This is a genomic window from Mesorhizobium sp. ISC15 (genome assembly GCF_037162615.1).
GTDB lineage: Bacteria > Pseudomonadota > Alphaproteobacteria > Rhizobiales > Rhizobiaceae > Mesorhizobium > Mesorhizobium mediterraneum.
The window spans coordinates 5,964,071-5,989,545 of record NZ_JAVSPX010000001.1; the positions used below are offsets into that span (position 1 = coordinate 5,964,071).

At 62.1% G+C, this 25,475-nt stretch carries 26 protein-coding genes and 1 pseudogene; 16 read left to right on the plus strand and 11 right to left on the minus strand.

All coding sequences use genetic code 11. The features are described 5' to 3' along the window. The first annotated feature begins 56 nt into the window (after window positions 1-56). The 6 genes and pseudogenes from lgt (at window position 57) to RPG13_RS28840 (ending at window position 5,805) form a co-directional block, all read left to right on the plus strand. Window positions 57-911, plus strand: coding sequence for a prolipoprotein diacylglyceryl transferase (lgt, locus tag RPG13_RS28815; protein ID WP_128243238.1), 855 nt, complete (start codon window positions 57-59; stop codon window positions 909-911). Further along, window positions 908-1,996 carry a class I SAM-dependent methyltransferase gene (locus RPG13_RS28820; protein ID WP_337126610.1) on the plus strand — a complete coding sequence of 363 codons (1,089 nt, stop codon included), beginning with the start codon at window positions 908-910 and terminating at the stop codon, window positions 1,994-1,996. The genes lgt and RPG13_RS28820 overlap by 4 nt, the downstream gene beginning before the upstream one ends. A gap of 116 nt (window positions 1,997-2,112) precedes the next feature. Further along, window positions 2,113-2,907: a peptidoglycan editing factor PgeF gene (gene pgeF, locus RPG13_RS28825; protein ID WP_095488844.1), complete on the plus strand. Its 795-nt coding sequence runs from the start codon at window positions 2,113-2,115 to the stop codon at window positions 2,905-2,907. Next, window positions 2,907-4,057 (plus strand): annotated as a pseudogene (locus tag RPG13_RS28830) (M24 family metallopeptidase). Before pgeF ends, RPG13_RS28830 begins: the two are co-directional and overlap by 1 nt. Before the next feature lie 54 nt (window positions 4,058-4,111). After that, window positions 4,112-4,714 carry a hypothetical protein gene (locus RPG13_RS28835; protein WP_337126611.1) on the plus strand — a complete coding sequence of 201 codons (603 nt, stop codon included), beginning with the start codon at window positions 4,112-4,114 and terminating at the stop codon, window positions 4,712-4,714. Between the two features lie 155 nt (window positions 4,715-4,869). Further along, window positions 4,870-5,805, plus strand: coding sequence for a ribose-phosphate pyrophosphokinase (locus RPG13_RS28840; RefSeq protein ID WP_337126612.1), 936 nt, complete (start codon window positions 4,870-4,872; stop codon window positions 5,803-5,805). An 81-nt stretch (window positions 5,806-5,886) separates the two neighbouring features. Here the strand turns inward: RPG13_RS28840 and RPG13_RS28845 are convergent, their stop codons facing one another. Continuing rightward, window positions 5,887-6,771: an AraC family transcriptional regulator gene (locus RPG13_RS28845; protein WP_337126613.1), complete on the minus strand. Its 885-nt coding sequence runs from the start codon at window positions 6,769-6,771 to the stop codon at window positions 5,887-5,889. Between the two features lie 123 nt (window positions 6,772-6,894). On the opposite strand from RPG13_RS28845, the gene RPG13_RS28850 reads away from it, so the two are divergent. Beyond that, on the plus strand, window positions 6,895-8,145 hold the full coding sequence (locus RPG13_RS28850) for an MFS transporter (protein WP_337126614.1): 1,251 nt from the start codon (window positions 6,895-6,897) through the stop codon (window positions 8,143-8,145). 150 nt (window positions 8,146-8,295) lie between these two features. Beyond that, window positions 8,296-9,462: an FAD-dependent monooxygenase gene (locus RPG13_RS28855; protein ID WP_337126615.1), complete on the plus strand. Its 1,167-nt coding sequence runs from the start codon at window positions 8,296-8,298 to the stop codon at window positions 9,460-9,462. 82 nt (window positions 9,463-9,544) lie between these two features. Here RPG13_RS28855 and RPG13_RS28860 read toward each other — a convergent pair whose 3' ends face one another. After that, window positions 9,545-10,144, minus strand: coding sequence for a TetR/AcrR family transcriptional regulator (locus RPG13_RS28860; protein ID WP_128243233.1), 600 nt, complete (start codon window positions 10,142-10,144; stop codon window positions 9,545-9,547). A 266-nt stretch (window positions 10,145-10,410) separates the two neighbouring features. Here RPG13_RS28860 and RPG13_RS28865 point away from each other — a divergent pair, with 266 nt between their 5' ends. The 7 genes from RPG13_RS28865 to RPG13_RS28895 all read left to right on the plus strand — a co-directional run bounded on the left by RPG13_RS28865 (window position 10,411) and on the right by RPG13_RS28895 (window position 16,081). Then, window positions 10,411-10,755: an anthrone oxygenase family protein gene (locus tag RPG13_RS28865; RefSeq protein ID WP_337126616.1), complete on the plus strand. Its 345-nt coding sequence runs from the start codon at window positions 10,411-10,413 to the stop codon at window positions 10,753-10,755. 340 nt (window positions 10,756-11,095) lie between these two features. After that, window positions 11,096-11,737: a 50S ribosomal protein L25/general stress protein Ctc gene (locus tag RPG13_RS28870; RefSeq protein WP_126105267.1), complete on the plus strand. Its 642-nt coding sequence runs from the start codon at window positions 11,096-11,098 to the stop codon at window positions 11,735-11,737. A gap of 23 nt (window positions 11,738-11,760) precedes the next feature. Continuing rightward, entirely contained in the window at window positions 11,761-12,492 is a 732-nt protein-coding gene (gene pth / locus RPG13_RS28875; protein WP_292224419.1) for an aminoacyl-tRNA hydrolase, read from the plus strand. Between the two features lie 97 nt (window positions 12,493-12,589). Further along, a complete protein-coding gene (gene ychF / locus RPG13_RS28880; RefSeq protein ID WP_292651338.1) occupies window positions 12,590-13,693 on the plus strand; it encodes a redox-regulated ATPase YchF in 1,104 nt (367 codons plus the stop codon). Window positions 13,694-13,977: 284 nt separating this feature from the next. After that, entirely contained in the window at window positions 13,978-14,952 is a 975-nt protein-coding gene (corA, locus tag RPG13_RS28885) for a magnesium/cobalt transporter CorA (protein ID WP_095488832.1), read from the plus strand. Between the two features lie 200 nt (window positions 14,953-15,152). Continuing rightward, window positions 15,153-15,614, plus strand: a complete 462-nt coding sequence (locus tag RPG13_RS28890; protein WP_292501196.1) for a MaoC family dehydratase — start codon at window positions 15,153-15,155, stop codon at window positions 15,612-15,614. After that, on the plus strand, window positions 15,611-16,081 hold the full coding sequence (locus RPG13_RS28895) for a MaoC family dehydratase (RefSeq protein WP_292724820.1): 471 nt from the start codon (window positions 15,611-15,613) through the stop codon (window positions 16,079-16,081). The genes RPG13_RS28890 and RPG13_RS28895 overlap by 4 nt, the downstream gene beginning before the upstream one ends. A gap of 176 nt (window positions 16,082-16,257) precedes the next feature. Here the strand turns inward: RPG13_RS28895 and RPG13_RS28900 are convergent, their stop codons facing one another. The 4 genes from RPG13_RS28900 to petA form a co-directional block, all read right to left on the minus strand. Further along, on the minus strand, window positions 16,258-16,803 hold the full coding sequence (locus RPG13_RS28900) for an adenine phosphoribosyltransferase (RefSeq protein ID WP_095484226.1): 546 nt from the start codon (window positions 16,801-16,803) through the stop codon (window positions 16,258-16,260). Between the two features lie 308 nt (window positions 16,804-17,111). After that, window positions 17,112-17,984, minus strand: a complete 873-nt coding sequence (locus RPG13_RS28905) for a cytochrome c1 (RefSeq protein WP_128241929.1) — start codon at window positions 17,982-17,984, stop codon at window positions 17,112-17,114. An 89-nt stretch (window positions 17,985-18,073) separates the two neighbouring features. After that, window positions 18,074-19,378 (minus strand): cytochrome b, encoded by a 1,305-nt coding sequence (locus RPG13_RS28910; protein ID WP_126105262.1) that lies wholly within the window; start codon window positions 19,376-19,378, stop codon window positions 18,074-18,076. Between the two features lie 17 nt (window positions 19,379-19,395). After that, window positions 19,396-19,956, minus strand: coding sequence for a ubiquinol-cytochrome c reductase iron-sulfur subunit (gene petA / locus RPG13_RS28915; RefSeq protein ID WP_337126617.1), 561 nt, complete (start codon window positions 19,954-19,956; stop codon window positions 19,396-19,398). A gap of 302 nt (window positions 19,957-20,258) precedes the next feature. Between petA and RPG13_RS28920 the strand changes: the two genes are divergently transcribed. Continuing rightward, the gene (locus RPG13_RS28920; RefSeq protein ID WP_095484265.1) at window positions 20,259-20,615 is read left to right on the plus strand and encodes a cupin domain-containing protein; all 357 of its coding nucleotides are present in this window, start codon (window positions 20,259-20,261) and stop codon (window positions 20,613-20,615) included. Window positions 20,616-20,902: 287 nt separating this feature from the next. Here RPG13_RS28920 and RPG13_RS28925 read toward each other — a convergent pair whose 3' ends face one another. The 5 genes from RPG13_RS28925 to RPG13_RS28945 form a co-directional block, all read right to left on the minus strand. Then, on the minus strand, window positions 20,903-21,715 hold the full coding sequence (locus tag RPG13_RS28925) for a methyltransferase domain-containing protein (protein WP_128241927.1): 813 nt from the start codon (window positions 21,713-21,715) through the stop codon (window positions 20,903-20,905). A gap of 335 nt (window positions 21,716-22,050) precedes the next feature. Further along, window positions 22,051-22,299 carry a VOC family protein gene (locus RPG13_RS28930; RefSeq protein WP_245457949.1) on the minus strand — a complete coding sequence of 83 codons (249 nt, stop codon included), beginning with the start codon at window positions 22,297-22,299 and terminating at the stop codon, window positions 22,051-22,053. Window positions 22,300-22,487: 188 nt separating this feature from the next. Then, window positions 22,488-22,970 (minus strand): GNAT family N-acetyltransferase, encoded by a 483-nt coding sequence (locus RPG13_RS28935; RefSeq protein ID WP_126107373.1) that lies wholly within the window; start codon window positions 22,968-22,970, stop codon window positions 22,488-22,490. A gap of 51 nt (window positions 22,971-23,021) precedes the next feature. Beyond that, window positions 23,022-24,749: an adenylate/guanylate cyclase domain-containing protein gene (locus RPG13_RS28940; RefSeq protein ID WP_337126618.1), complete on the minus strand. Its 1,728-nt coding sequence runs from the start codon at window positions 24,747-24,749 to the stop codon at window positions 23,022-23,024. A 410-nt stretch (window positions 24,750-25,159) separates the two neighbouring features. Beyond that, on the minus strand, window positions 25,160-25,474 hold the full coding sequence (locus tag RPG13_RS28945) for a DUF6665 family protein (protein WP_095484264.1): 315 nt from the start codon (window positions 25,472-25,474) through the stop codon (window positions 25,160-25,162). Between the last annotated feature and the right edge of the window lies 1 nt (window position 25,475).

Sequence of the window (25,475 nt, forward strand, 5' to 3'; positions counted from 1 at the left end):
GCCAAAACCCTGCCGCATGGTCGCGCCCGAACGTGATCCGCAACCGGGAGATCCTGTTGAGCGAGTATCTTATGCTGCCGCTGGCGGCCCTGCCCTTCCCCAACATCGACCCGGTCATCGTCCGGATCGGGCCGCTGGCGGTGCATTGGTATGGTGTCGGCTACATCGTCGGCATTCTCTTCGCCTGGTGGTATGCCAAGCGGCTCGTCACCAATGCAAGGCTCTGGCCCGACGGCACCGTGCCTATGAAGCCCGAGGATCTCGACGACTTCATCGTCTGGGCTGCCATCGGCGTGGTGCTTGGCGGGCGCACCGGCTACGTGCTGTTCTACGACCTGCCGCGCTACATCGCCCACCCGCTCGACATTCTTGCCGTCTGGCAGGGCGGCATGTCGTTCCATGGCGGCCTGCTCGGCGTCATTCTCGCCATGACGCTGTTTTCCTGGTCGCGCGGCATCCGCACATGGTCGCTGTTCGACGTGGTTGCAGCTGGCGTGCCGGTCGGCCTTGGTCTCGTCCGCGTGGCGAATTTCATCAACTCCGAGCTCTGGGGCAGGCCGACCGATGTTCCATGGGCGGTCGAATTCCCCAATGGCGGGCCATTTGCGCGCCATCCGAGCCAGCTCTACGAGGCGCTGCTCGAAGGCCTGGTGCTGTTCCTGATCCTGCGCTTCCTCACCCATTCCAGGCTCAAGCTGAAGACGCCGCGCTTCGTCGGCGGCGCCTTTATCGCCGGCTACGGTCTGTCGCGCACCTTCGTCGAATTCTTCCGCGAGCCCGATCAGCAGCTCGGCTACCTCCTCGGCACCGGCTGGCTGACCATGGGCATGGTGCTGTCGCTACCAATGGTGCTTGCCGGCGTCTGGGCGATGGCGACTGCAAAGCCGGTAACACAGCCCCAGCCGGTATGACCCGGCTGAAAACCCGCATCGTCGAGCTGATCGGTGCGGCGGGACCGATCCCGGTCAACCAATACATGGCGCTTTGCCTGTTCGATCCGCAGGACGGCTACTATACGACGCGCGAGCCGTTCGGGGCTGCCGGCGACTTCGTCACCGCGCCGGAGATCAGCCAGATGTTCGGCGAGCTGGTCGCTGTCTGGCTCTACGAAGCCTGGCTGGCGACCGGCCGGCCGATGCCGGTCACCATCGCCGAGATCGGCCCTGGCCGCGGCACGCTGATGAAGGACATGCTGCGCACGCTTTCGCGGCTCGATCCGGCGCTGACCGCCGGCGCATCCTTCGCCATGGTCGAGACCAGCCCGCGGCTGATAGATGTCCAAAAGCAAACGCTTGCCGCCACGCCGTCCACGATCGGTTGGCACGAAAGCATCGGCACGCTGCCGCAGACCCCGCTTTTCATCGTCGGCAACGAATTGTTTGACGCAGTGCCCATCCGACAGTTCGTCCACGCTGGAACAGGCTGGCGCGAACGGATGATCGGCCTCGACGGCGCGGACGAATTGCACTTCTTCGCCGGCGCCGGCTCGGTCGATCCGACGCTGTTGCCGAACGACGCCGAAAATGCGCCACAGGGCGCGATTGTCGAGGTCGCGCCGGCCCGAGCCGCGCTGATGGCGACCATCGCTGAGCGATTGGCCGGGCTCGGTGGCGCTGGCCTATTCCTCGACTATGGCTATCTCCGGCCAGGGATCGGCGACACGTTGCAGGCCTTGCGCAAGCACGATCACGAAGATGTGCTGGCCAATCCGGGCGAAGCCGATCTCACCGCCCATGTCGATTTCGCCGCCCTTGCCGCGATTGTGCGGGCGCACGGCCTCGATGCCCATCTCTCCACGCAAGGCGAATTCCTGGTGGAAATGGGCCTTCTCGAACGCGCCGGCCAACTCGGCGCCAATGCCGATGAGGCGGCTCGCGAAAAGATTGCAGGCGAGGTCGAGCGCCTCGCCGGCCCGCAAGCCATGGGTGACCTCTTCAAGGTGCTTGCCGTCCTGCCTGCCGAAATCGCCGTTCCGCCCTTTGCACCAGCGGATTGACTTTTCGCTGCCGCCTCTCCCACTCTCCCAACTTCCGACTGTCGCCCAACTTTGGACTTTCGCCCATCTTTGGACTGTAGCTTGACGAAATCGCCCACACGGACAACAACGCCGCCATGCTGAATCAGACCAAACCGGATCCCGTTCGGTCGCACTTGCTGGAGAAGGCGCGGGCGCAAGGCATTCGCCACGGCTATTTCACCCGCGTCGGCGGCGTCTCCAGCGGCATCTATCAGGGCCTCAATATCGGCACCGGCTCGAGCGATGACCAGACGCAGGTAGCCGAGAACCGCCGCCGCGTCGCCGACTGGATGGGCGTGCCTTCAACCCATCTCTTGACCGCCCACCAAATCCATTCGCCCGACGTCGTCATCGCTAGGGAGCCTTTTCCCGGCGAGCGCCCAAGGGCCGACGCCATCGTCACCGACCGGCCGGGCATCGCCGTCGGCGCCTCGACCGCCGATTGCGGACCGGTCCTGTTCGCCGATGTGGAGGCGCGTATCATCGGTGCGGCCCATGCCGGCTGGAAGGGCGCCTTGTCAGGCGTGCTGGAAAATACCATTGCAGCGATGGAAGGCCTCGGCGCCCGGCGCGAGCGCATCGTCGCCGTTCTCGGTCCTTCCATCGGCCCAGAAAACTATGAGGTCGGGGCGGAATTCGTCGCCCGCTTCGTCGAGGCCGATGCCAACAACATCCGCTACTTCGCGCCGTCGGCGAAGTCGGGACATGCAATGTTCGACCTGAACCTCTATACGGTCGATCGGCTAAGCCGGGCTGGCGTGACCGCCGACGGGCTTAGCCGCTGCACCTACGCCGAGGAGGATCTGTTCTATTCCTACCGGCGCACCACGCATCGCAACGAGCCGGATTACGGGCGGCAGATTTCGGCAATCGTTTTGGAGACAGAATAATGGCGCTGCATTTCGAACGGTCGGAATTTGACGCGCGGCGCGATCGGCTGATGATCGAGATCGCCGAAAAGAAGCTCGATGCCGTCCTGCTGTTTGCGCAGGAGAGCATGTACTGGCTGACCGGCTACGATACGTTCGGCTTCTGCTTCTTCCAGTGCCTGGTGGTGAAGGCAGACGGTTCGATGATCCTGCTGACGCGCTCGGCCGATCTGCGCCAGGCGCGCCACACCTCGATCATCGACAACATCGTGCTGTGGACCGACCGCGACGGCGCCAATCCGGCGATTGACCTGCGCAATTTGCTCAACGACCTCGACCTGCTCGGCGCCCGCATCGGCGTCGAATACGACACCCACGGCCTGACCGCCTACAATGGCCGGCGCCTGGACGAACAATTGCAGACCTTTGGCCAGATCGCCGACGCTTCCGGCATCGTGAGCCGGCTGCGCCTGTTCAAGAGCCCGGCCGAGATCGCCAAGGCGGAAAAGGCCGCGAGCCTCGCTGACGACGCGCTGGACGCGGCCCTGCCACTGATCAAGCAGGGTGGCGACGAAGCCTTGATCCTTGCCGCCATGCAGGGCGCAATCTTTGCTGGTGGCGGCGACTATCCGGCCAATGAGTTCATCGTCGGCTCGGGGTGGACGCACTGCTTTGCCGCTACAAGGCCGGCCGCCGCAAGCTGACCAAGAACGACCAGCTGACGCTCGAATGGGCCGGCGTCTTCCACCACTATCATGCGGCGATGATGCGCACGGTGCTGACCGGCAAAGTGTCGAAACGTCACCAGGAACTGTTCGATGCGGCGCGCGCCGCGCTTCTGGCCGTCGAGAAGGCGATGACGCCCGGAAATACCTTCGGCGACGTGTTCGACGCGCATGCCCGCACGCTCGAGGCGCACAATTTGACCAAGCACCGGCTCAACGCCTGCGGCTATTCGCTCGGCGCCCGCTTCACCCCGTCATGGATGGACATGCCGATGTTTTATCAGGGCAATCCCGAGCCCATCGCGCCAAACATGACGCTGTTCGCCCACATGATCATCATGGACTCCGAAACCGAGACCGCGATGACGCTTGGCCGCACGTATCTGACGACCGAATCTCAGCCGAAGCCGCTGTCCCGCCATGATCTCGACTTGATCGTGCAGTGAATCCATAATGATAGGGATTCAAAGGGCGTTCATCGCCAAGGAGTTTTGAGGCAAATGAGGCGATCGCATGTGACGACCGTGTCATTGCTCGCGGCGCTGGCGTTGGCCGCCTGCACCAATGCGAAGGACGTTCTCGAACCCTCGGCCATAGCCCCGCAGTCGACACAGGCCGTGCCCGCAGCCGGCACGGCTGCAGCACCGCAGCCTTCCGCGACGGCACAACCTTCCGCCCCTGCACAGCCCGCAACCACGACCGTGCCGCCCGCAAAAAGCGCCGCCGTCATCGCACGAACCCGCCTGCAGGTGGCGCCGATCGTCGGCGCGTCGGTAGAAGCCGCCACACCGTTGACCGCGGAGCTTCAGACGCGAGCCAAGCAGCGCGGCATCACGCTGGCCGGCAGCGCCGGCCAGACCCCCACGCACGTGCTTAAAGGCTATTTCTCGACGATGTCGGAAGGCAAGGACACGACCGTCATCTATGTCTGGGACGTCTACGATCCGGCGGGCAACCGGCTGCATCGCATCAATGGCCAGCAGAAGGCGCCGTCGGTCAATGGTGGCGACGGCTGGGCTGCGGTCGCGCCGGAGACCATGCAGGCGATCGCCGACCAGACGATCGACCAGTTTGCCACCTGGCTTGGCAGCCAAGCGGGCTGACATGTTGCCGGCTTTCTCATCGCAAACGTTTATTGAGATTAGCCGGCGGATTCCCGATCACGACGCTTGCAATACCGGCACGGGCCGCTAAAAGCCCGACTAAGAGGCTCAAGAGAGTCTGTCGGAGTCTCTCAATCCTTCACCAGGAACGGTGCATGAAGCTTTTCGCGGGCAATTCCAACAGGGTGCTAGCCGAAGCGGTCGCCCGCTATCTCAATATCCCGCTGGGCAAAGCCAGCGTCAGGCGCTTCGCCGATCAGGAAATCTTCGTCGAGATTCAGGAGAATGTGCGCGGCGAGGATGTCTTCGTCCTGCAGTCCACCTCGTTCCCGACCAACGATCACCTGATGGAACTGCTCATCATGATCGATGCCTTCATGCGCTCGTCGGCCAAGCGCATCACGGCGGTCATTCCCTATTTCGGCTACGCCAGGCAAGACCGCCGCGCCTCGGGCCGCACGCCGATCTCGGCCAAGCTGGTCGCCAACATGATCACGCGGGCGGGCGTCGATCGCGTGCTGACGCTGGATCTCCATGCTGGCCAGATCCAGGGCTTTTTCGACATCCCGACCGACAATCTGTTTTCAGTGCCGGTCATGGCCCGCGACGTGAAGGCGAAATACAAGCAGCTTGCCAATGTCATGGTCGTGTCGCCGGATGTCGGTGGTGTGGTCCGCGCCCGTGCGCTCGCCAAGCGCATCGACGCCCAGCTTGCCATCGTCGACAAGCGTCGCGAACGTCCCGGTGAATCGGAAGTCATGAACGTCATCGGCGATGTGCGCGGCAAGGACTGCCTGCTGATCGACGACATCATCGATTCGGGTGGTACATTGTGCAATGCGGCCGATGCGCTGCTCGCCGCCGGCGCCACCAGCGTCACCGCCTATACCACACATGGCGTTTTGTCCGGCGGCGCTATCGCCCGCATCGGCGCCTCGAAACTGCAGGAACTGGTCATCACCGATTCGATCCAGCCGACCCAGGCGGTGCTCGACGCCAGCAACATCCGCGTCATCTCCATCGCCGACCTGATGGGTGAGGCGATCTCGCGCACGGCGACCGAGGAATCGGTGTCGAGCCTGTTCGACTAGCGCACCGACCACGAAACGATTTTCAGCCCTCGATAGGGATGCTCTCGCACGTATCAAAGCCCACCATCGGGCGCGCCGCTCCTAGGCTACAGGACCTTCCAGCCGCGCCGGCACATTGGGCCGGCGAACGCCTTCGCCGGCATCCCGCGCGCCGCGCATATAGCCGCGCGGCGATGCTCCCAGCATGCGCTTGAACATAGTGATGAAGGCCGGCACGCTGTCATAGCCGAGATCAAGCGCCACCCTGGTGATCGGCTCGCCGTCCGCCAGCCGCGGCAAGGCCGCGAACAGGCAGGCCTGCTGGCGCCACGTCGATAGCGACAATCCAGTCTGGCGATGAAAGGAACGGGTGAAGGAACGCCGGCTCATGCCGACGATATCGGCCCATTCGTCGATCGTCGCATGCGGCGAGGGTGCTGCGACGAAGCGCCGGCACAGCGCCGCAAGCCTTGGATCTGAAGGAAAAGGCAGGCCGAGCGGCCGTTCCGGCAGGTTCGGGATTTCATGCAGCAGGAGGCTCATGATCAGCCCGCCGCGCCCTTCCAGTTCGCCGCCCTGTGGCAGCTTTTCCGATTCCACGATCAGGCTATGCATGAGGTCGGTGACGCCGACGACCCGCAGCCCTTCAGGCAACCCGGGGATCGCCTCCGGCATCACATAGACCGAACGCATGCTGACGTCGCCAAGCATCTCGACGGAATGCTCGGTGCCGGCGGGAATCCACATGGCATGATCGGGCGGCACCATCCAGCGCCCATGTCGCGTCGTCACCAGCACCACGCCGACAAGCGCATGCAGCAACTGGCTGCGGCTATGGCGGTGCTGCGGCACGTGGTAGCCGTCGGAATATTCGGTCGGCAGGGCCACGGCCGGCCCGACGGCCTGCTCCAGCCACTGCCAGCGGCGCTCATGCAACTGCCCGAGATCGGTGTCGCCCGCTTTGAAGATTTCATTGCCGTGCGGCATTGGGTAATGGCCCACTCGCGAAACTATTGGACCAAACCACGAAAGAAGTCGCCCGGCAAGTGACTTATAAGGCAACCGGCTACGCCTGCGGGAGCGCCCGCCAAAAAGACCACGGAGCACGCCTTGACCGACACGACAGCCACCACCGTCAACACGCCTGCGCCGGCCAGCCACGCTTCTGCGCAAGCGACGGCCTTCACCGTCATCCTTGCGGTGAGCTTCTGCCACTGTGTCAACGACATCATGCAGTCGCTGCTGTCGGCCATCTATCCGCTGCTGAAGGACAATTACGGCCTCGATTTCTGGCAGATCGGCCTTTTGACCTTCACCTTCCAGGTGACGGCCTCATTGCTGCAACCGCTGATCGGCATGGTCACCGACAAGCGGCCGATGCCCTATTCGCTGCCCTATGGCATGGCGGCCTCGCTGATCGGCCTGATCGTGCTGGCCTATGCCGGACATTATTCGCTGCTGCTGATCGGCGCGTCGCTGATCGGCATCGGTTCGGCGATCTTCCACCCGGAATCCTCGCGCATCGCCCGTTTCGCCTCGGGCGGCAGGTTCGGCCTGGCGCAATCGCTGTTCCAGGTCGGCGGCAATCTCGGCCAGGCCATCGGACCGCTGCTGGCTGCCTTCATCGTCGTGCCCTTCGGCCAGACCAGCATAGCCTGGTTTGCCGTCGGCTCGCTGGTCGGCATCATCGTGCTGTGGCGGGTCGGCGGCTGGTACAGCCGCCTTCGCGCCTCGCTCGCCAACCGCAAGGCGGCAGCCTTCGTCTCGCCCTTTCCGCATCACAAGGTGATGGGCGCGCTGGCGGTGCTGACCTTGCTGGTGCTGACCAAGAACGCCTACGTCGCCAGCCTCGCCAGCTACTACACCTTCTACGCCATCGATAAATTCGGCGTTTCGGTGCAGATGTCGCAGGTCATGCTGTTCCTGTTCCTCGGCGCCTCGGCGCTGGGCATCCTGCTCGGCGGTCCGTTCGGCGACCGCTACGGACAGAAGCCGATGATCTGGTTCTCGATCGTCGGTGTCCTGCCCTTCACGCTGGCCCTGCCCTACGCCAATTTCGAATGGACGATGGTGCTGACCGTGCTGATCGGCCTGATCCTGTCCTCGGCCTTCTCGAACATCGTCGTCTTCGCGCAGGAACTCGTGCCGGGCCGGGTCGGCATGATCGCCGGCATCTTCTTCGGCTTCGCCTTCGGCATGGGCGGCATCGCCGCCGCCGTGCTCGGCGTCGTCGCCGACATGAAAGGCATCGATTTCGTCTTTCAGGTCTGCTCGTATCTGCCGCTGCTCGGCCTGCTGACGGTTTTTCTTCCCAACATGAAGGAAGCGACGAAGCTCGAGGACGAGTCCACGATCGGGTGAAGCTTGGGTTGGACCTCGGCTTTCCCCCAAGTCAGGCCGCGCGAAATGGCAACTCGATGGGAACTCGCGCTGTAAGGCGCTCGTTAAGAACGAGGCCAGGATTGGATACACCAATCACAGCGCTACTCAGAATTCTCAGGGATGGAGGTCATGCGGACAGTCATCGTTGGCGCCGGGATCGCGGGACTTTCGATTGCCAAGGGGCTTCGGCTCCTCGGCTGGGAGGTCGAGATTTTCGAGCAGGCGAGCGAATTGAAGCCTTTGGGCGCAGGTCTCAGCCTGAGCGCCAACGCGCTTCGGGCTCTGCGCACGCTTGGGCTTTACGATGCGGTTGTGGCCAATGCGCAGGCGATACACCGGCTCGACCTTCTTGACGACAAAGGTCAGGTTCTTCAATCGACGGATTTTCAGCGCTTTAGCCAGCGATACGGTCATCTCAGCATGGCTGTGCTGCACCGAGGCGACCTTCACAAGGCCCTTCTTTCGCAGCTACCCCACTCGATAATTCACACCGATATGGAATGCGTCGATGCACGTGACTTGGGTGATTGCGTCGTTCTACGCTTCGCGAATGAGGAGAGCGTGGAGAGCGATCTGGTGCTCGCCTGCGATGGCATTCACTCCGTGGTTCGCAAGGCGCTGTTTCCGCAATCGAGGGAGCGCTTCGCGCGTTATGTCTGCTGGCGCGCAATCGCGCCCGGCCTTCCGCAAGGAATGGACCCCACCCGCCTGACCGAAAGCTGGGGGGCCGGCAAACGGATCGGCCTAGCGGCGATTCCCGGCGAAAGAGTCTACTGGTTTGCCTGCAGCGGCGCCGACCGCGTCGGCGATCCCAAACTGGCGCAGGCCGATCTTGCCGAGGTGCGCGCAATGTTTTCCGGTTTCCACGATCCGATTCCGGAAATCTTCGATCGGACACCTGCCGGCTCGATGATCTGGACGGACATTCTCGATCTCGATCCAATGCCTGCGTTCACCCGCGGCAGAGTGGTCCTGCTTGGCGATGCCGCCCATGCGGTCACCCCTGATCTGGGACAGGGAGCGGGACTCGCGATTGAAGACGCGGCGGTGCTTGCGGCTTTGTTCGGACGGCATCCGATCGGGCAGGCAATCCGCGAATATGACAAGCGTCGCCTCGAAAGGGCGCATCGCGTTGCATCCGAATCGCGTTTTTACGCCGGAGTTGCGCAATTGCGGAACCCGCTTGTCGTCCCTCTCCGCAACTTGCTGGTGAAGAGCATCCCTGAGCGTTTCATGGACCGGCAGTTGGATTCGGTTCTCGACATAGACTTCGAGCCGGTCAGGATCGCCGCGTAGCGCCAAGCCTCCATGCATGGCCTTGGAAACCGACCTATTCCTGCTCGCCCTATGCATAACCACAGATCGAGCAATTTTGCCGTCATGTGCTGCAGAGCTTTCTAAATGCACTGATCGCGGCAACCACTCTCGAATGGACATCCTTGTCTGAAGGAACCGGCAGCGTGCTAATGACCCGCCGGATCTGCAGATCACCAATCAGCAGGTTCAAGAACCAATCGGCCGCGATGCGCGCAGATGGGCCGGTCAGCGCGCTGCTCTCCAAGCCGCGCTGGATCAGTTTCTCGATCAGCGGGAATACCGAATCGCGACCACCTGCGGCAATCGTCGCACCCAATTCGCCACTTTCGTCAGAAGCAGCCGCGCGGTTAAGGGAAATTGCCCGCTCGCCAAGCAGCATCGAAAGGAGGATCGGAGCAACATCCTCAAGGGTTACCAGAGGATCGGCTTCGTCCCTGATTGCCGCATCCAGTGCCGCTTTCGTGGTCCTTGCATTGTTCTCGACCATCGTCTTGAACAAGCCCTTCTTATCGCCATACCAGCGATAGAGAGTTTCGTTTGACGCCTTTGCCTCTTTGGCTATGCCAAGCATGGAAGTCCCGCCATAGCCTCTCTCCTTGAGAAGCTTGTAGGCTGCCCTCTCGATCTGTGCTCGACGCGCAGCCTTGGTGTCCTCGCGCATTCCAATCTCCGAAACTGCCAATCTGCGAAACTGCCAAGCTTCGAAACTGCTTGACCAAAACCGTACACGTTTGTACGCATATGTAAAAGCGTACACGGCGATACGGTTTGGTGGAAGCAGCGATGCCTGGGATAGTGGTAGGACTGTCGATCACATCGATCATCTTTTGCGGAGCGATTTTTGGATTTTTCTACGCTTGGGTCTGCTCCACAATGTGGGGCCTCGATCAGACTGATCCGCGCGTGGCAATCGAGGCAATGCAAGCCATGAATGCGTCGGTTCGCAACGCCGTGTTCTTTCCGGCATTCTTTCTGACGCCGGTCGTCCTGGGGCTCACGGCTGCCGCGATGCGTTTCGATGGCCGCAAGTCGCCTGCGTTTTGGTTCGCGGCGGCAGCGCTCGTCTATCTGACATCAGGCCTTTTCCTCACATTGACGGTGAACGTGCCAATGAACGAGGCATTGGCCGCAACTGCCATTCCCGACGATATCGAGACTGCGCGCCATATCTGGCAGGATTATTCACAACGATGGCAGTTCTGGAACCAGGCGCGAACCATCGCCTCAGGAATCGCCTTGGCTTTTGCCGGCCTCGGTCTGGTGAGAATGTGACCGGGATCACCTGAGCCGGACGACGCAGCGGCTGGGCGCTTATTCCTGTTCGTTTCGGTCGTATTGCTCCCGGTCACAGAGCCTGGGCCCCCGCACCGCCGAAAATTCAGGTGAGATACTGCCCACCCCCAACGGCTTGCACCCCGCCCCGCCTTCCGCTATAGAGCCGCCACCCGCGTAGACACCCTTGGAGGCAACGCGGCGGAAGGCTGTCCGGGCCTGCGTGATCCCAAAAAAAGATTTTGGACCAGATCATGTAAGGCCATGACGGCTTTCGACGTTTACGGCCCAGGCACCTCGCCGGCCGCGAACGCTCCAGAACAACGCGAAAGGAAATGCCATGAGCCAAGCTTCTTACGAGCTCAAGGCCGAAGCGCGCGAACAGGTCGGTAAGGGGTCCGCCCGTGCAGTTCGCCGTAACGGTAAAGTGCCTGCAGTAATCTACGGTGACAAGCAGCCTCCCCTGGCGATTGCGCTGACCTACAAGGACATCTACTACAAGATCCATGGCGGCGGGTTCCTGACCACGATCGCCACGATCGATGTCGACGGCAAGAAGATCCAGGTCCTGCCCAAGGACTTCCAGCTCGACCCGGTCAAGGATTTCCCGGTCCATGTCGACTTCCTGCGCATCGGCAAGGACACAGAAGTCAATGTCGACGTGCCGGTCCACTTCATCAACGAGGACAAGTCGCCCGGCATCAAGCGCGGCGGCGTGCTCAACATCGTGCGTCACGAGGTCGAGTTCCACTGCCCGGCCAATGCGATCCCGGAATTCATCACCGTCGATCTCACCGGCACCGATATCGGCGATTCGATCCACATCTCGGCGGTCAAGCTGCCGGCCGGCGTCAAGCCGGTGATCTCCGACCGCGACTTCACCGTCGCGACCATTGCCGGCTCTGCGGCGATGAAGCCGGAGGCGGAAGAGACGGTCGAAGCGGCTGAGCCCGAAGCGGCTCCTGCCGCCGAAGAGAAGTAATCCCTTTCCGTCCGGAGGTGACGATGCTGCTGTTTGCAGGCCTCGGCAATCCGGGCGCGAAATACGCCAACCACCGGCACAATGTCGGCTTCATGGCGGCGGACGCAATCGCCCGCCGCCATTCCTTTTCGCCCTGGTCGAAGAAATTCCAGGGCCTGATCGCCGAAGGCACGCTTGGCGGCGAAAAAATCATCCTGATCAAGCCGCAGACCTTCATGAACAATTCCGGCCAGTCGATCGGCGAAGCGCTGCGCTTCTACAAGCTCACGCCCTCGGCGCTCACCGTCTTCTATGACGAGATCGACCTCGCCGACGGCAAGGTCCGCGTGAAGACCGGCGGCGGCGCCGGCGGTCACAACGGCATCCGCTCGATCGACGGCCATGTCGGTAACGCTTACCGCCGCGTGCGCATCGGCGTCGGCCACCCCGGCGTCAAGGAATTCGTCCAGCATCATGTGCTTGGCGATTTTGCCAAGGCCGATCGCGAATGGCTGGAGCCGCTGCTCGACGCCATCGGTGATCATGCCGACTTGATCGTGAGGGGTGATGAGCCCGGCTTCATGAACAAGGTCAGCGTTGCCGTCCAGCGCAAGACCGGTGCTGCGCCCGAACGCGAAAACGCGGGGTCGAAACAGCAGAGCCCGAAACAGCAGAGCCACGTCCGTCAGGCGCGGCCGCAGCAGCCGGCGGTCAAGCTGCCTCAAACCGGCCCGATGGCCGCCATGCTGAAGAAGCTCTTCGGCGGCAAGGATTGAGCCTCGCGACGGATCGGGGCGGGAGGGCTTGACGATCGTCGGCGCTTTCGCCCATAGCCCTCATCAAATTTCGATTTCCCGATAGGACCGGATAAAAATGGGTTTCAAATGCGGCATCGTTGGCTTGCCCAACGTCGGCAAGTCGACGCTTTTCAACGCGCTGACCAGGACGGCGGCGGCGCAGGCCGCCAACTATCCGTTCTGCACCATCGAGCCGAACACCGGCGAGGTGGCGGTGCCCGACCCGCGCCTGCAGAAGATCGCGGCGATCGGCAAGTCGAAAGAGATCATCCCAACCCGCATCTCCTTCGTAGACATCGCTGGCCTGGTGCGCGGCGCCTCGAAGGGCGAAGGGCTGGGCAACCAGTTCCTGGCCAACATCCGCGAGGTTGACGCCATCGTCCATGTGCTGCGCTGCTTCGAGGATGACGACATCACCCATGTCGAGGGCCGCATCGATCCCGTCGCCGACGCCGAGACCGTCGAGACCGAGCTGATGCTCGCCGACCTCGACAGCCTCGAGCGCCGCATCGTGCAGTTCCGCAAGCGCGCTTCCGGCAAGGACAAGGAGGCGCTGACCGTGCTTCCGATGATGGAAGCCGCTCTTGAACTCCTGCAGGCCGGCAAGCCGGCCCGCATCCTGCTCAACGGCGTCGCGCCTGAGGATCTGCGCATCCTGCAGGGGCTGAACCTGCTGACGTCGCACCCCGTGCTCTATGTCTGCAATGTCGCCGAGGCCGATGCCGCCACCGGCAACGCGCACACTGGTGCGGTCGAACAGATGGCTGCCGCGCAAGGCGCCCGTACCGTGGTGATTTCGGCAGCGATCGAAGCCGAGGTCGCGCAGCTCAGCGACGACGAGGAAATGGAATTCCTGGCAACGTTGGGCCTTGAGGAGCCAGGCTTGAACAAGGTGATCCGCGCCGGCTACGAGCTTTTGCAGCTCATCACCTATTTCACCGTCGGGCCAAAGGAAACGCGCGCCTGGACCGTGCACAAGGGCGCCAAGGCGCCGCAAGCGGCAGGCGTCATCCACACCGATTTCGAGCGCGGCTTCATCCGCGCCCAGACCATCGCATACAACGACTTCGTCACGCTGGGTGGCGAAGTCGCGGCCAAGGAAGCCGGCAAGGCGCGCGACGAAGGCAAGGAGTATGTCGTCCAGGACGGCGACATCATGCTGTTCAAGTTCAACACCTGACCTGACCGACGGCGCCAAGACGGTTGAGGGGTGTTAGCCGGAGCGCTGTGGGTGCCAAGCTGGAACACCCCTCATCCGACCGAGCTTCGCTCGGCCACCTTCTCCCACAAGGGGAGAAGGGAGAGACCGCACGGGCCCTTTCCGCGTGGCTTGACTGCCCGCAATGCCCGGTCTAAGGGGCGTCTGCACCGGCCCGCGCTTTCGTCGAAAGCCTGTCCCGTGCAATCCGAAACGACACGCCCGCTCGAACCCATCCTTTTGGCCTCAGCAAGGGAGACCCGGCGATGATCAAGGCATTCGTCGTGGACAATGATCGCCTGCGCGTTGCCGACGATCTCTTGGCAAACAGCGACAAGGTCGTCTGGGCCGACCTTATGAACCCTACCAAGGAAGAGGAAACGGCCATCGAGACTTGGCTCGGTGTTGCCATTCCGACGCGCGAGGAGATGGAGGAGATCGAGATTTCGAGCCGCCTCTATATCGAGGACGGCGCCTATTTCATGACCGCCACGCTGCCGGCTCAGACCGAGGCCGACGATCCGCTAATGTCGCCGGTCACCTTCGTGCTGGCCGGCAATAGGCTGATCACCGTGCGCTACCACGAGCCGAAGGCCTTCAAGACCTTTCCGCTGCGCGCCGAGAAGGTGGCGACCGGCTGCACCAGCGGCGACACCATCCTGATCGGCCTGCTGGAGGCGATCGTCGACCGCCTCGCCGACATTCTGGAGCGCGCCGGCCGCGACATAGAGACGATCTCGCGCGACATCTTCGAGGCACGCTCGACCAAGGCTTCCAAGCGCAACCGCGACTTCCAGGAATTGCTGAAGGCCATCGGTCGCAAGGAGGACATCGCCTCCTCGATCCGCGACAGCCTGATCTCGCTGCAGCGGCTCGCCGGCTTCCTCACCCACGCCTCGACCCAGACCAAGATGAGCAAGGACATCCGCGCGCGCATCAAGACCTTGTCGCGCGACGTGCTGTCGCTCGCCGACCACGCCACCTTCCTGTCGCAGAAGATCAACTTCCTGCTCGACGCGACGCTCGGCATGATCTCGATCGAGCAGAACGCCATCATCAAGATCTTCTCCGTCGCCGCGGTCATCTTCCTGCCGCCGACGCTGGTCGCGTCGATCTACGGCATGAATTTCAATGTCATGCCCGAGCTGAGCTGGCATTTCGGTTATCCCTTCGCCATCGGCTTGATGATCCTGTCGGCGATCCTGCCCTTCTGGTATTTCCGCCGCCGCGGCTGGTTGTAAAGCCTTCGGACCTTCTGTTTCGTTGGCTGTTCCGTGGGGCGCGCGATGGCCTGGCGCACCAGAAATTACTTGACCAAATCCCGTCCCACCTGCATCCGGGAACCCCGATCCGTGGCGATCGTGCAATCTTGAACCGGATTCCAGACCATGACCGGAAAGAATTCCAGACCATGACCGGCCAGACCATGACCGGAAAGACCATGACCGGAAAGACTTGGGCCTATGAGGATTTCGTCGAGGGCGCCTCGCTCGACCTCGGCACGAAGCTGGTGAGCGCGGCCGAGATCATCGAATTCGCGCAAGAGTTCGATGCGCAGCCGATGCATCTCGACGAGGCGGCGGGCAAGGCCAGCATCCTTGGCGGGTTGGCGGCCTCCGGCTGGCACACCTGCGCGATGTTCATGCGCATGCTGTGCGATGCCTTCCTGCTGGACTCGACCTCGCAGGGCGCCCCCGGTGTCGACCTCGTCAAATGGAAAAAGCCGGTGCTGGCCGGCGATATGTTGACCGGCAACACCACCGTCCTTGCCAAGCGCCTGTCCAGATCGAAGCCCCAGCTCGGCCTCGTCACCATGCGCAGCGAGCTTTTCAACCAGCGTGGCGAAGGCGTCTTCGAACTTGAGAACACCGTCATGTTCCTGACCCGAGGGGCCAACGCGTGAGCCTCGACGAATTCTTCTGCATCGGCGTCACCGTCACGCTCGGTTCGCATAAATTCGAATCCGAGGCGATCAAGGCGTTCGCCAGGAAATACGATCCGCAGATATTCCATCTCGACGAAGAGGCGGCGAAGAGGAGCGTGTTCGGCGGCCTGTGCGCCTCGGGCTGGCACACAGCGGCAACCTGGATGAAATTGAACCTCGAGACCGGCGTGGAGGCCAACGGCGCCCGCTGGGCCGGCGCTGGGCCCGCGCCCGAATTCGGCCCCTCGCCCGGCTTCAAGAACCTCAAATGGCTGAAGCCCGTCTATGCCGGAGAAACCGTGACCTTCACCCGCACCGCGCTTGCCCATCGCCCCATCGCATCACGGCCGGGCTGGCGGTTGCTCACGCTGCGCTCGGAGGCCTTCGATTCGACCGGCGACAAGGTCATCGAGTTCGAAAGTGCCGTGCTGGTGAAGGTGGGGTGAGCTTTCTTCCTTCTCCCCCTGTGGGAGAAGGTGGATTGGCGCGCAGCGCCAAGACGGATGAGGGGTGTTGGAGGGAACTCAACGCCTCACTCTGTCCAGCACCCCTCATCCGACCGAGCTTCGCTCGGCCACCTTCTCCCACAAGGGGAGAAGGCAGTGCGCGCCTCACAGTCCGCTCAATGCCCCTCAAACCCGATCAGCGTCCTGACTGGCACGCCGAGCGCTTCGAGCTTCTCGCGACCGCCGAGGTCCGGCAGGTCGATGACGAAGCAGGCGGCGAGGATGTCGGCGCCGATCTGCCGCAACAGCTTGACCGCTGCCTCCGCCGTGCCGCCGGTGGCGATCAGGTCGTCGACGAGGATGACCTTCTCGCCCGGCGACACGCCATCCTTGTGCATCTCCATCTCGTCCAGCCCATATTCGAGGCTGTAAGCGACGCGCACCGTCTCGTAAGGCAGCTTGCCCTTCTTGCGGATCGGCACGAAGCCGGCCGAGAGCTGGTGCGCGATGGCGCCGCCAAGGATGAAGCCGCGCGCCTCGATGCCGGCGATCTTGTCGATCTTCTGGCCGGCGTAGGGATGCACCAGCTCATCAATGGCGCGGCGAAAGGCGCGCGCATTGCCGAGCAGCGTGGTGATGTCGCGAAACAGGATGCCCGGCCTGGGATAGTCCGGAATGGTGCGGATCGCGGCAAGCAGCGTGTCTTCGAGCGAAGGTTTCATGGGGCGGCTCTCCGAAATATTCGTCCGATTCGACTTGAAGACGTGAAAGGAACTCGGGCCGATCGTAACCCGGGGCGGCCGGCGACGGCTACCGCGATGTGGCGCCTTGAAGAAAATTGTCCGGCAAAGGACTTAGCCGACGGTCTAGAGCGACATGCGTCAACTTGGACGCACAAAGCACGCTCTAACACTTTGAATCTACGCATCATATTTTCCGAAAATCGATTCCCGATTTTCGGGCCGATGCGGTAGGGAAATGCAAAAGGGCGCCTTTCGACGCCCTTTCGATCTCGTGGCTCTTCTGTAGCTCAGTGCGCCACGCCGGCCCACACCTTGCGCTTGGTCAGATAGACTAGCGCGCCGAACAGCAGCAGGAAGACCAGCACGCGAAAGCCGGTCTTCTTGCGGGCTTCCAGATGCGGCTCGGCTGCCCACATCAGGAAGGCCGACACGTCGCGGGAATACTGGTCGACCGTCTGCGGCGCGCCGTCGTCATAGGTCACCTGATCGTCGGAAAGCGGGTTGGGCATCTTCAGCGACACGCCGGCTATGAAGTACGGATTGTAGTGCGTGCCTTCCGGTATCTCCATGCCCGCCGGCGGCTGCTCGTCATAGCCGGTCAGCAGCGAGTGGATATAGTCGGGACCGCCCTGGGCGTATTGCGTGAAGATGTCGAAGACGAAACGCGGAAAGCCGCGCTCGACGCCGCGCGCCTTGGCCAGCAGCGACATGTCGGGCGGGGCAGCCCCGCCATTGGCGGCCGCTGCTGCCTGATCGTTGGGGAACGGCGCCGGGAAATGGTCGGACGGTATGCCGGGACGATCGAACATGTCGCCGGCATCGTTGGGACCATCATTGATCGTGTACTCGGCCGCCAGCGCCTTGACCTGCGCTTCCGAATAGCCAAGATCTTCCAGCGTGCGGAACGCCACCAACTTCATCGAGTGGCAGGCCGCGCAGACTTCCTTGTAGACCTTCAGCCCGCGCTGCAACTGTGCCTTGTCGTAGGTCCCGAACGGCCCGGCGAAGCTCCAGTCCATCTCCTTGGGCTCGTGTATCGGGAAATGCGTCGGCTGGGCTTCGCTGTGCGCCTCCTCCTGGGCGATGGCCCCGGTGGTCGCGGCCGCAGTGCCCGCCAATACGAGGCCGAGCAGCGCCAGCGAGGTGAGAATCGTCTTCATGCCAAATCCCCTTGAGATTCTCTGCCGCGCGGTCGTCGTCTCGAGCATGATCTTGTCCGGAAACCGGTCTCCACTTTTCGGGATCATGCTCAGCCCTTGGTTTCCGGTGCGGCTGTCGCGCGAGCCGGATGTCCGCCACCGCCACCCTTGTTCTTCTCGAGCACCGCCTCGGTGATCGAATTCGGCAACCGCCGCGGGGTCTCGATCAGGCCGAGCACCGGCAGCACGACCAAGAAGAAGGCGAAGTAGAACAATGTCGCCATCTGCGCCATGAAGACATAGCTGCCTTCGGCTGGCTGCGAGCCCAGCCAGCCAAGCAGGACGGCATCGATCACGAACAGCCAGAAGAACAGCTTGTACCAGGGCCGGTAGACCGCCGAGCGCACCTTCGAGGTGTCGAGCCACGGCACCAGGAACAACATGGCGATGGAGCCGAACATCGCGAGCACGCCACCGAGCTTGGAGTTGATCGGCCCGATATTGAAGGTGATGGCACGCAGGATCGCGTAGAACGGCAGGAAGTACCATTCCGGTACGATATGGGCAGGCGTCTTCAGCGGGTCGGCGACTACGTAGTTGTCGGGGTGACCGAGAAAGTTCGGCAGGTAGAAGACGAAATAGGCGAAGATGAACAGGAACACGAGCATCCCGAACGCGTCCTTGATGGTCGCGTAAGGGGTGAAGGCGACGGTATCGGTCTTCGACTTGACCTCGATGCCGGTCGGGTTCGACTGGCCGACCACATGCAGCGCCCATATATGCAGCACGACGACGCCGGCGATCATGAACGGCAGCAGATAGTGCAGTGAAAAGAAGCGGTTCAGCGTCGGGTTGTCGACAGCGAAGCCGCCGAGCAAAAGCTGCTGAATCCAGTCGCCGACCAGCGGGATGGCGCTGAAGAAGCCGGTGATGACGGTCGCGCCCCAGAAGCTCATCTGCCCCCAAGGCAGCACATAGCCCATGAAGCCCGTCGCCATCATCAGCAGGTAGATGATGCAGCCGAGGATCCATAGAAGCTCGCGCGGCGCCTTGTACGAACCGTAGTAGAGCCCGCGGAAGATGTGGATGTAGACGGCGACGAAGAAGAACGACGCGCCGTTCGAATGCATGTAGCGCAACAGCCAGCCCGAATTCACGTCGCGCATGATCTTCTCGACCGAATCGAAGGCGAGAGTGCTGTCCGCCGCATAATGCATGGCCAGCACGATGCCGGTCAGCATCTGCGCCGTCAGCATGATCGCCAGGATGCCGCCGAAGGTCCACGCATAGTTGAGGTTGCGCGGCACCGGATAGGCGACGAAGCTGTCATAGACCAGCCGCGGCAGCGGCATGCGGGCGTCGAACCAGCGTCCGATACCGGTCTTGGGCGTGTAGGTCGAGTGGCCCTCGCTCATCGAAATGTCCCCTAGCCTCAGCCGATACGGATCTTGGTGTCGGAAATGAACTGGAACACCGGCACCGACATGTTCTCCGGCGCCGGCCCCCCGCGGACGCGGCCGGCGGTGTCGTATACCGAACCGTGGCACGGGCAGAACCAGCCGCCGAACTCGCCTTCCTGGCCGAGCGGAATGCAGCCGAGATGGGTGCAGACCTGGACCATCACCATCCAGGCCTCTTTGCCCGGCATGGTGCGGTTGGCGTCCGTCGCCGGCGCATCGGCCGGCAAATTGGCGTTGCGGGCGAGCGGATCCTTGAGCTGGGCCAGATTGACCGCCTCGCCGTCCTTCATCTCTTGTTCAGTGCGGTTGCGCACGACCACCGGCTTGCCGCGCCATTTCACGACAAGCGACGTTCCCGGCGTCAGCGAAGAGACGTCGACCTCGACCGAGGCCAGCGCCAGCGTCGAGGCATCCGGGCGCATCTGGTCGATGAATGGCCAGACGACGGCACCCGCGCCGACCACTGCGGCCATGCCGGTGGCGACGTAGAGAAAATCACGACGGTTGGGATCCTGGATGTCGGTTGCGCTCACGGGTGCCTGATCCTTTCGCCTCTTCCGTGCCGGTGGCCGAGCCTTATTCCCCGCTCATTCACGCCAACCCGACAGCGCATGGCGAACAGGCTAGCGAATTCCTCCGGCATTTGGACTTCGGTTTATGCGTGAAGCCTGTTTTTGTCCAGACGGGTGAAGGCACAAGGGCAGATTGTCGCGGGGACGCAATTCGGCGTCGGACCGCATGGCAACGAAGACGGCGAAACCACAGGAAAACAACGGCAAAATCGGAGCCTGCGTTTGCCTCGACAGGAGACCCGGCCTCGGTCTATCCTCGGCCCATGGCGCATGTCATCGACCGCGACAAATGGGCCGGGGCGACCGACCGCTGGCCCGACCATTGGCAAGGCGAGCTGCAGTGCGGCGCCTACGGCTCCAAAAGCTGCCTGATCTTCAACTATCTGCCGGAGATCGGTGGCGGCCCGCGGCTGCACATGCATCCCTATTGCGAGATTTTCATCATTCGCGCCGGCACCGGGCTGTTCACCGTCGGTGACCGGCAGATCGAGGCGTCGGCTGGCCAGATATTGATCGTGCCGCCGAACACGCCGCACAAGTTCACCAATCTCGGCCCAGGCCCGTTGGAGACCACCGACATCCACGAAAACGGCAGCTTCATCACCGAATGGCTGGAGTAGGCCATGATCACGAACCGAAGGTCCGCGTCAGCGAAAACCGGAAACCGGTTTTCGGAAAAGATCATGGTCGAACTAGTGGTGAAAATCTGACGCTTGGTACCCGAGGTGAGACAACCGCTTTGGATGGTTTTCTGCCTTCCGTATCGCCGATCGGAACGCACAGGCAGCGCCATTTCGCGACATTCATGGCCCGTCTCAAAACTGGTCGTTCGCTGTACCGCCCGAATCGACCCTTTGCGGACGGCTCTCCGGTGTGAGAAAGGGCGCGTTCTCACCCATTTCAGACGTCAGGCACTCGAGGGCTTGGTACCGGAAGCCACCACCACGGGCCTTCGGATTACAACAGTACCGTCGAAGACGTGCGCTTTCGCGGCACCGAGAATCGCGTCATGAATCCGGGCGCGCCGAGCTGGCTCTTGTGCTTCCAGCATCATGGCAACTCGCACAGCGCCGCCATAAATGAGATCGAGCAGCGCTTTCGGTCGCTCGTTCGTCCATGTCGTTTCAATGAGATCGTCACGCACTTCGGTAAAGCCGCTGGCTTCAAGCACCCGACGGCATTCGCGCGGATCACTGAATCGTAATGGCGGAGGTGCATCCGGCAGATCTGAGATCGGCGTTCCGTGGTCGGCGATCGCCGATAGTACGATATTCAGCACCTCATCGTCCTTGCCCCACTGCGTAAACACAAATCGGCCCTTGGGGCGGAGCACGCGAAAAGCTTCTGCAATGGCCGACTCGGGGCGCCTGAGGTGCATCACCCCGAATGCGCATACGACATGATCGAATGTGTCGCTCGCGTGGGGCAACGCTTCGGCGTCACCCACCTGGAAGGTGAGTCTTGGATAGTTCTCTCCCGCTTTCGCTATCATGGAGGCTGCAAAATCAACGCCCTCAACGGCAGCCCCCTCGGCTGCAAGCGATCCAGCGAGATGGCCCGGTCCGCAACACACGTCCAACACCCTCCTTCCGTCCAGCGGTCCCAAGGCTGCAATGATGGGCGCGATGACCTGGTTGGTAATCGGAGATAGGTGCTGATCGTAGCTTGCTGAGCGGGTGGACCAGCCGGCGAGTTCTGCCTCCCGAAACGACGTTGTCATCCAGATACCCTCCACGCTCCGGTGCCTGCTTTGAGCTTATCACGCTGCGTGGACTGTCTGCTAATGACACATTCCGGGTCGTTGGTGCCGCTATGCTCGATGACCGCGCCTTCCACCCAACCGCGACGTGGAGAGCTCGGTGGCCGTGTGGCAGAGCCGAATCCTTCGGCCGGCTCCGTCGCGCCAGATCCGGTCATTCGGCGGGATTCCCCATTGCCGACCTTCGCTCAACCGCAGGATTCGAACCGTTGCAGTCGATGACGGCAGAACTGGCATGAGGCAGGGTCAGCCCGATGCGGACCTTCGCGATTTTCCGCCGGAAGTTCTGACCATTGTTAATCTTGCCAAGTCTCCTGCTTGCGTTCATGAAAGCCGAGCACGCGTTTGCTATCGGTCCACCGTGCGACCTCACCTTCCATTCCATCCGGGTCCTTGAAGCTGACAAGACGGATAGCGCCGAAATCCGTAATGGTCCCATCCGAAGCGCCGGCCTTCACTAGACGTCGCCTGACTTCCTGCAAGCGCTCTTCATCGTCTACCTTCAGTGCGAGATGATCTATGTGACCTCTCTTCCCCATCTGCATCGAGCCACCCTCATACCCCGTCGGTTCTGGCATTTGGAACGGATGAAGGGCAAAGCCGCCTCCAAGGTCGACAAGCGAGTGACGAAGAGTGCCGCCACCCGGACCGGGCTCAGAAAGATCGAACGTCGTATCCGCGTCGAAGATCTCTTCGTAACGTATTAGGGCAGCTATGCGCCTGCGCAAGGCAGTCAGAGCGATCGGTGCATTACCAGCGTGTCCACGAACCCCAGAACCGGATGCTCGAAACCTTGCGGAATCGTTCCGACAACGTCGAATCCAAGATGACGCCAAAGCTTGACCGCGCGTTCGTTGGTGCTGACCACACAGTTGAACTGCATGGCCCGGAAGCCTCGCGCAGCCGCGTGACCCAGAGAGTGCTGGCACATCGCCGTTGCAACACCCCGGCCGACCGAGTCCGGCGCGGTTATATAACCGCAGTTGGCGACGTGGGCACCGCCGCCCCGTTGGTTCGCGTGCAGATAATAAGTTCCCATCACCAGTTCGTCCGTTCCTGCGACGAACACCTCGTGATCCGGGGAAAACCAGTATGACAGCGCGTCGGATCGGCTCCAGTCAGGCGGCAGCGCGTAGGTTTCGCCTGCCCGCAAGATGGGCTCGAGTATGCTCCAAATGGCGTCTGCGTCGGCAAGTGTGGCTGTGCGAATGGTCAGCAAGGCTAGATATCCAAATTTGCACGGTTGGGATTGTGGCCACGTCCGGCCCTACTGTGGCAGGCCGGCGTCTTCATAGCCATCGATGAAATGCTGTCGATCGGCCTCGTGCCGGAACGGTTGTGTGCTTGCCCAGTGCTGTATCGAGAAATCTCGATTCGAGGCGAGGAATTGCCTTGCTTCCTCCTTGGCCTCTTCCATATGCCCGAGCCGCGCCAGACTTGCAGCCAAGATACGTTGCGAGCCGAGCCGGTGCGTGGCCTCATGCCGGAGTGTTTCGACGGCATCGGCGTATTGACCCGCTGCGTATTGGGCGAGCCCGAGAAGCCAATAGTACCACCCCGGCGGGTGCGGATTGAGGCGAATGGCGTGGCGCAAATGTCCGATGCCCTCGATAGCCTTTCCCTCGAATGCCTTCAGTTGCCCCAGGAATGCCCAGGCATCGGCATGATTGGGGTTGACCCGAAGGGCAGTGGCCAGCTCCGCCGCGCCTTCATCCGGCTTGCCATCATAGATCAGCACGTCGCCGAGGATTGCATGGGCCACGGCATTTTCCGGATCAAGCGATACGGCGCGCCAGGCTGCCGCCAGAGCCAGCGAATGATGGCGCTCTGGAGCATCCAGCCAATACGCCCAGGCAAAATGGTGGCTCATCGCAAGCCAAGCATGAGCATCGGCGAAGCCGGGATCGAGTTCGATGGTCCTTTCCAAGAGCGCGGGAGCCGCCCTGTTGCTTTCGGGCGACTGAATCACCAGCACGCGGCCGCGGACGAAGAGGTCATACGCTTCGAGACTTGCTGTCCTACGTGTGCTGGAGGTCACAGCGGTCGGCAACACGCCGGACAGGGCACTTACAATCGTATGGACGACCTCGTCCTGCAACAGGAAGACGTCCGCCAAATCGCGGTCGAAGCGATCAGCCCAGAGATGACTGCTGTCCGTGGCGTCGATTAGCTGGGCATTGATCCGCACCCTAGCCTTCTCCCTGCGCACACTTCCTTCAAGCACATAACGCACCGTCAGCTCCTTGGCGACTGAGCGGACATCGACTGACCTCCCCTTGTAAGCGAATGTGGAGTTGCGTGCGATCACCAACAGACCAGGCACTTTCGACAAGTCAGTGATCAGGTCTTCCGCCAGACCGTCAGCGAAGTACTCCTGCTCGGGATCGCTGCTCATGTTCGTGAACGGCAGAACGGCAATCGAAGGCTTGTCGGTGATGGCCTTGGATGTGGAAATCACAACAGGCGGCGTGCCGGAAACGCGGTAGATGCGAACTGGCAGGGCAATGTTTTTCACGGTCTGGGCCCCGAGATCCTCGAAACCAACCTCGATCTTGTTTCGGACGTGGTCGTAGATCGTTCCGGAGATGAGGATGCCGCCTGGCTCGGCGGTGGTTTCCAGTCGCGCAGCGATGTTGACGCCATCGCCATAAAGGTCACTGGCCTCGACCATCACATCACCTAAATTGACGCCAATGCGCAGCACGATACGGAGCTTCTCCGGCAGAGCGGCATTGGCGGCAGCCATCGCATGCTGCACGTCTATGGCGCATTGCAAAGCATTGACGGCGCTGGCGAACTCCACCATCACGCCGTCGCCAGTCACCTTAAAGACCCGGCCATGGTGCCTGGCGACCAACGGCTGCAGCACTTGCTTGCGTCGGGACTTGAGCGCGGCCAGCGTGCCGGCCTCGTCCGTTTCCATGAGGCGGCTGTAGCCAACGACATCGGCCGCCATTACGGCGGCGAGTCGACGCTGGATGCGTTCGTCGGTCATGTGCGGCGATTGCTCTCATCTGAAAGCAGTCCGGCAGTGTACCGACGCTTCGTGAACGAGTCTATCAGTCCAACCCCGGAGCCTACCTCGTAGGAAAGTTCAGGAACGGATCATGAGCACTGGTCGCGGCCAATGTCTGCTTTCTGCCAAGAGCACCGGCTCAAGAAGGTCAGCAACGGGTCAGAGCGGCTGGTTCAGCCGAACGTCCGCTATCCGGCACCAAAATGAGTTCGGGAAGGTCCGAGAAGGGTCATCAGACTGGTTGCGCTTAACGTCCGGTTCCGGGAAGGAAAATCGGCCTCGGAGAGTCTCGAAAGGGTCACGACGTTCCCTTGAACTCCCATCAGGGATGGTCCGCAAAGGGGTCGAAATCGGTATTTCGTCTTCGGTCAGATTTTCAACACTATTGTCTATTTCGCGCCGAGCCTGGCCAGCACGGCCTTGGGAATGTTGTATTCCCGGATCACCGCGTCGTGCTTGCGTAAGCCGCACAATTCGCGCTGGATGAAATAGCCGTGGACCGCCTCCGCCGCGTCCTTGAGCAGCCGGGCACGATGTTCGCCATCGTCGCCATGTTCACGCAACCTCGCCAGCGTTTCATCCACGCGCCGGCCGGCGCGGCCGAGCGCCGCCGCCTTTTCGCCGAGGATCTCGTGGCCGAGCAGGTCGAGCGCCGACTCCTGCGCGCCGGACCGTCCGAAATTCGATGGCATTCGCATCGACATG